This window comes from Zarconia navalis LEGE 11467, from assembly GCF_015207075.1.
Taxonomy (GTDB): Bacteria; Cyanobacteriota; Cyanobacteriia; order Cyanobacteriales; family Geitlerinemataceae; genus Zarconia; species Zarconia navalis.
In genome coordinates this window covers 1-6,498 of record NZ_JADEXN010000311.1, presented here as the reverse complement: position 1 = coordinate 6,498, position 6,498 = coordinate 1, and the positions used below count along the sequence as shown (strand labels likewise).

Below are 6,498 nucleotides of genomic sequence, written 5' to 3'. Positions count from 1 at the left end.
CGCGACATTTCCGCAAGGGCAAGACTTTCTACAAAATCTGCCCCCTACAATTTTTGTATCTTACGGATTTGAGAAACGCTATTCATCACGGATTTTCAACGAACTTATTAAATTCGTTACCAAAAATGAAACCCACCTCATCATACGAGCGTCATCGATTACCGTGAAACTATCAATCGCTCTGCTTTGTTCTGTGAGGAGGAAACTCGATGCGCAATATGATTCTAACCCCGATCGCCCTTGCCTTACTCTTCGGTGGTACAACCGTAACGCCCATGTCGGCCCAAGAACCGAACCTCTCTGTCGAAAACACCTTGAAAAACCCCGTTGAAACGATCGCCGATTCAAGCCTTCTGGTCAGTTACTATGGATTTCGAGACTATCGATCGGTGGTGGAAAAAACCGCATCGATGGTTTCTGATGCCTCCGCCCAAGACCTCGCCGCCCGGTTCGGCCTGAATATCCTCAACGTTACTTGGGAGGACACCGGACGCTACTACAACTCTGCTGTCGGTCCAAATATCAGCGACATGACGATCCAGGTTCAGCAGCATAACCCGATCGCCGATGAGTATACCCTCAGTTTGATGCCAGCGATCCGCCATCCCAATTTTACCGACGAATCGGCAGATATTCCCCTCGATCGCTTCTTCTTGCGGGTGGGCAACGAGAAAAACGAAGACCTCAAACGGGTGTCTCTGCGAGAGTTTCTCGGCAATTTACCCCAATACTTACATCAGCCAGAATCTTGGGCGGGAGATGAAACCTCCCTTTTAGCAGATCGCGATACCCACGTTCTCGTCAGCGCCCAAGCTGCCTTTTTGCCCATCCCCCAAGGAGGAACCGCCGAGTTTAACCCCGTCCTGTTCAACTACCAATCCTACGCTGGAGATCCGGCCGTCCTGACGATTCTAGCCACCCGCGAGGGAACCAGCGTCACCATCATCGATAATCAACGAGATGGTTTCGATGCAGGCAACACTTGGGGACAGCGCCTCTTTTTCAACAAAAATGGGGAAAGGGCCAGTTTCACGGGTCAGCGATTGAGCGATTTTCAAAGTTCGGGTGGAGATTCGAGTGCGTCGAATACCGACCCGGTGGAGGCTTCCGGGGAAGATGGACTGAATATGGTGATGCTGATTCAGGTTCCTTTGAAGCAGAAACGCCCCTTTGATTCCGAACCGATGATGATGGATGGAATGCTGCTTTTTGAAAGTGCTGCTGCCCCCGAACAAGCCCGCAGCAATGTGGAAGCAGCTGTTATCGGTCACGGAGAGGTGGAAGGCCCGTTTACGGAAATCGACGATTTGGCGATCGAACGCGATCCGCAATTCCCGATTCGAGTAACGGTGCAGTTCTACAAAGCCACCAGCAACGGGGTGGTGTCCGAGAAGGATATGGAACAAATCCACCAGCAAATTGCCCGCGTTTACGAAGATGCAGACTACGTCGGCAGTTTAGTGGTCGATGGGCCGAGCGATCGTCCCACGGAACACGACGGCCCCAAAGAAGAACCCCCCGGATGGTGGGAGGCTTTCTGGCAGCGACACGAAGCCAATACCGGCCAGACTCGTGAAGAGGCGATTGAAATGTTGCGCCGCCTCCGGGGAGAGGATTGGATGCCTGCCTCAGAACTGGAATTGCAACAAGAACTCGATCGGGGAGAGAATTAGGAATTAGGAATTCGGAGTTCGGAATAGGGAAATGGAGAATGGGGAAGAGTTAATGAACAACCTCCTCCATCACCGCGTCCCCGCGTCCCCCGAATCTCCTACTCTTCACTCACCTCCTCAACCACTTCCTCAACGAGATCCTCACCCATTTCCTCGTCTATTTCCTCTTCTCCCGATGGGGGAACTAAGGCCACTGCGGCGATCGCATCGTCTTTGTCCAATCGCTGTACCCGCACCCCCGTGGCACTGCGAGACTGGGGAGAAATGGCATTGACGGCCTGACGGATAATAATCCCCCGGCTAGTGACAATCATCAGTTCGTCTTCTTCGGTAACGACTCGCAGGGCCGTCAATCGATCTTTCTTGCTGTGGGCCTTGAATTTCGTGGCGATCGTTCCTTTACCCGCCCGTCGTTGCAGGCGGAACTGGGTGACGGGAACCCGCTTGCCGTAGCCTCCCGTGGTAATTGTCAGCACCCACGGTCCCTCACCCGCCTGGGACTCTTCGGTGTCCTCTTCGGTGTCTTCTTCGGTATCCTGGTCCGCAACGGTCAATTCTTCTTCCTCGATCTCGTTCTCGTCGATGTCGTTTTCATCGGCCTCGACCAAACTGGCAATGACGGTACTGGGCAAAACATCCATACCGATGGGTTCGTCCCCTTTGCGCAAATTCATCGACTTTACCCCCCGCGTGGCCCGACCCAGGGGGCGCAATTGTTCGTGGCTGGCTTTGAAATGGATCGCCATGCCGTAACTCGACCCGATGATAATGCTATCCTCGGCTTTGGCCCGTCGCACCCAGCGCAGTTGGTCGCCGTCGTTGAGGGAAATGGCAATTAAGCCGTTGGCGCGAATATTGGCAAATGCCGAGAGGGCGGTTTTTTTGATATATCCTCCTCGGGTGAGCATAATCAGATATTCGTCATCGGTAAACTCGGCAACCGAAACGATCGAGGTGATTTTTTCCTCGCGCGGAATCGGCAGCATTTGGACGATGGGCACTCCTCGGGCCGTGCGAGAACCCGTGGGAATTTGGTAGGCTTTGAGGCAGTACACCACCCCCCGTTCGCTGAAAAATAGGACGCTGTCGTGGTCGCAACAGGTCAAGAAATGCTCGATGCCGTCATCTTCCTTCATCTTGGTACCGGCTTTGCCCCGCGTCGCCCGGTTTTGCGCCTCGAAAGTACTCACGGGCATCCGCTTGATATAGCCCTGTTCCGTTAGCAAAACGATCGCTTTTTCGTTGGCAATCAAGTCGGTTTCGTCGATTTCGCCTTCGTCGCGCAGAATTTCCGTGCGGCGTGGGGTGCCGAATTTGGCTTTGAGTTCTTGGGCTTCGGTTTCGATAATTTCGAGAATCCGTTCTCGACGCGCCAAAATATCGTTGAGATCGGCAATGACGGCTTGTAAGTCTTCGTGTTCTTTCTGAATTTTCTCCGCTTCTAATGCCGTTAGCCGTCGCAGTTGCATCTGTAAAATCGCATCGGCTTGCTGTTCGGAAAGGGCGTAGGTTTCGATTAACTCGACTTTCGCCGTTGCCGTATCTGCCGAGTGGCGAATCAGGGCGATAATCGCATCGAGGTTAGCCAGGGCAATGAGCAACCCTTGCAGGAGATGGTCTCGTTCTTCGGCTTTGCGCAGTTCGTAAAGGGTTCGCCGGGTAATAGTTTCGACTCGGAAATCGAGGAAGACTTCCAAGAATCGCTTCAGAGGCAGTAGTTGGGGGTCTCCATGTACCAAGGCGAGCATGTTTGCCCCGAAGTTGGTTTGAATGGAGGTTTGCTTGTAGAGGTTGTTGAGGACGACGCGGGGATAGGCATCGCGCTTGAGTTCGATCACGATGCGCATTCCGTCGCGATCGCTTTCGTCGCGAATATCGGAAATTCCCTCTAAGCGCTTCTCGTTCACCATGTCGGCAATTTTCTCGATCAGCGCTGCCTTATTCACTTGATAGGGCAGTTGGGTGATAATCACGGCTTCGCGATCGGGGGCCCCGCGCCGTTCGATGGTTTCGATCTCGGCCACGCCGCGCATGGTTATCGAACCCCGACCGGAAATATAGGCATCTCGAATGCCGCTGCGACCGAGAATTTGTCCGCCGGTGGGAAAGTCGGGGCCGGGAATGTGCCGCCGCAGTTCTGTCGTATCGATTTGCGGGTTGTGAATTAATGCCGTCAATCCATCCACTAACTCTCCCAAGTTGTGGGGGGGAATGTTGGTGGCCATCCCCACGGCAATTCCAGAGGAACCGTTGAGCAGAAGCTGGGGCAAGCGGGCGGGTAAAACCGTGGGTTCTTGTTGCGATCCGTCGAAGTTGTCGGCGAAATCGACAGTCTCCGAGTCGATATCCTCCAGGAGGGCATCGCGACTGAGGGCTTGCAGGCGGCATTCGGTGTAACGCATGGCCGCGGGAGGATCGTTGTCCACGGAACCGAAGTTGCCATGTCCGTTAATCAGGGGCGATCGCATCGAAAAGTCCTGAGCCATGCGCACCAGGGCATCGTACACCGCCGTGTCCCCGTGAGGGTGGTACTTCCCTAACACTTCCCCGACGACGCGGGCGCACTTGCGGAACGGGCGATCGGGCATCAGTCCCAATTCGTGCATGGCATAGAGAATGCGCCGATGGACGGGCTTGAGTCCGTCCCGCGCATCGGGCAGCGCCCGACCTACAATCACGCTCATGGCGTACTCGAGGTAAGACCGGGACATCTCATTGCGCAGATCCGTTGGGACGATCCGCTCTTGGGAAGTGGTCATAGGGTCAAAAACTCCATTAAAAACGAAATTTCGGTCGATCGTTACCGAAATACTTATCGAATGCAATTTAGCGTTATAATTTCAGCTAAATGCTCTTAAATTATCTTTGATATTTTAACAGATTTTGGCCCTAATTGATGCACTAGGAACTTTGACCTAGAAAGGATTTGTAATCGGGCAAGAAAGCCCAAGAAATAAGCTTAATTTTACAGCTCTATAATTTCAGATCTAATTCTCAATACTCTCACTCTATCAATAACCAAAAGTTCCATTTTAAACGGTGTTATATTTAGTTTTTTTTGCGTGTAGTTCTCGAAACTTTCTCAAACAAATTTAGAGTTTTTTTGAGTTAATTCATGCTATTAAAATTCAAGCCTTAATCGAACTTTCGACAATTTAATCTAGACTATTTTTACTGAGTGTTTAAATTTTTAATAGGTTTTAAATTCGTAAAAATCTTCATGGTTTGCATTCAAATAAAACGAGATTTTAATATATTTTCTGTCGATCGATGAAATACTATTGCCACCATGGAAGTGAAAAATAATTTTAAACTGTTCTAGTTAAAAAGATGTCCATTGTGATTTGATGTTTAATTTTCACTCACAATAGAGTTGACAAAATAATATTAGATCGAGACTCAAAAAAAATCTAAATTGTATTTCTTTTATAAAAATCGATAAAATAAATTGTCGATCTTCAAACTGCAACCCAAATTCCGTACGAGATGTTTACGATTATTTACTCCGAAGAATTTCTTCAACACGATACCGGGGCTTTTCATCCCGAACGTCCGGAACGATTGAGCGCGATTGTTTCTGCCCTCCAAAATGTCCCTTGGGAAGATCGCATTGAGTGGCGATCTCCCACCTCCATCGAAAACCGTCCCCTCCTCGATATCGTCGGCAAAATTCACCCCCCCGATTACATTCAAACTATCGAAAAAATTGCCCAAAACGGAGGCGGAGGACTCGGTGAAGATACCCCGATTTCCGCCCGAAGTTACGACGTGGCGATGCTGGCGGTGAGTGCCTGGTTAGACGGGATCGATCGTATCCTCGAAACCGGGGAACCTGCCTTTGTCCTGGCTCGTCCGCCAGGGCATCACGCCTCAAGCGATCGCGGTATGGGATTTTGCCTGTTTTCCAACGCCGCCATTGCCGCCCACTACGCACTCGAACAACCCAATATCGATCGAGTCGCCATTCTCGATTGGGACGTGCATCACGGCAACGGCACTCAGGCGATCGTCGAAACCAACCCCCAAATCGCCTACTGTTCCCTCCACCAATCTCCCTACTATCCCGGAACCGGAGCCGCCAGCGAACGCGGAAATTTCGATAACGTGCTAAATTTACCCATGAGTCGCGGTAGTACGATCGCCGAGTACCAGCCTAAATTTGAGGCTGAAGTGGTGCCATTTTTGCAAAATTTCAAACCCGATTTACTGATCGTCAGTGCTGGATACGATGCCAACCGCGCCGACCCCCTGTCGAGTATCGCCCTCGAACCCAAAGATTTTGGGTACTTTACCAATTGCTGTTTGGGCATTTCTCCACGAATTTTGTTCGGCCTCGAAGGGGGCTACGATCTCGATACCCTCGCTCGATCTGTCGTGTTTACCGTCGAACAATGTTTGATGAAATAGCCGGTTCGAGCCAAACTGCGTTGGGTGAGGCGGACTCAACTTAAATACACGATCGATCTTTTGTGTGAAGTAACGTGCGATTCCTATGTAATCGAGCCGATGAAAAAACAGCCGTTAACTAAATTAGAAACCGAACGGATGCTAGAGGTTCAGCTGAGGTTAACCCAGTTGTTCGATCGCGAAGAAGCAGCAGTCAAAGTCATCCTAGAGTGCCTCTACGACGTAGGTTCGGTCAACTTCATCGAAAAAAAGACTCGCCCCAAACCCGTCAAACAGGTTCTGCGACCCGTTGCTCGTCTCTCCAAACCACTGTTTCGATTTGTTGGCTGGCGCTGGTTTAAAGCCAATTGTCCCGAACTGATCGCCGACTGGCTGTACGAGCAGGTCTTATTTGAAGCCTTGACCGATTCTCCAGTTC

General features: G+C 51.0%; 4 protein-coding genes. 3 read left to right on the top strand and 1 reads right to left on the bottom strand.

Annotated features, from left to right (window positions below):
* Positions 1 to 209 precede the first annotated feature (209 nt).
* Positions 210 to 1,673, top strand: a complete 1,464-nt coding sequence (locus IQ235_RS15540; RefSeq protein ID WP_264322352.1) for a hypothetical protein — start codon at positions 210 to 212, stop codon at positions 1,671 to 1,673.
* Between the two features lie 98 nt (positions 1,674 to 1,771).
* On the opposite strand, the gene gyrA is transcribed toward IQ235_RS15540, so the two are convergent.
* The gene (gyrA, locus tag IQ235_RS15535) at positions 1,772 to 4,432 is read right to left on the bottom strand and encodes a DNA topoisomerase (ATP-hydrolyzing) subunit A (protein ID WP_264322351.1); all 2,661 of its coding nucleotides are present in this window, start codon (positions 4,430 to 4,432) and stop codon (positions 1,772 to 1,774) included.
* A 727-nt stretch (positions 4,433 to 5,159) separates the two neighbouring features.
* Between gyrA and IQ235_RS15530 the strand changes: the two genes are divergently transcribed.
* Complete coding sequence (locus IQ235_RS15530) at positions 5,160 to 6,080, top strand: histone deacetylase family protein (protein WP_264322350.1); 921 nt, start codon at positions 5,160 to 5,162, stop codon at positions 6,078 to 6,080.
* A gap of 99 nt (positions 6,081 to 6,179) precedes the next feature.
* Positions 6,180 to 6,498: hypothetical protein (locus IQ235_RS15525; protein WP_264322349.1), on the top strand; the 319-nt coding region annotated here is incomplete at its 3' end.

What these genes read in the sequence shown, in the direction of transcription:
- IQ235_RS15540 (WP_264322352.1), top strand. Translation starts at nt 210, where the DNA reads ATGCGCAATATGATTCTAACCCCGATCGCCCTTGCCTTACTCTTCGGT.
- gyrA (WP_264322351.1), bottom strand. Translation starts at nt 4,432, where the DNA reads ATGACCACTTCCCAAGAGCGGATCGTCCCAACGGATCTGCGCAATGAG.
- IQ235_RS15530 (WP_264322350.1), top strand. Translation starts at nt 5,160, where the DNA reads ATGTTTACGATTATTTACTCCGAAGAATTTCTTCAACACGATACCGGG.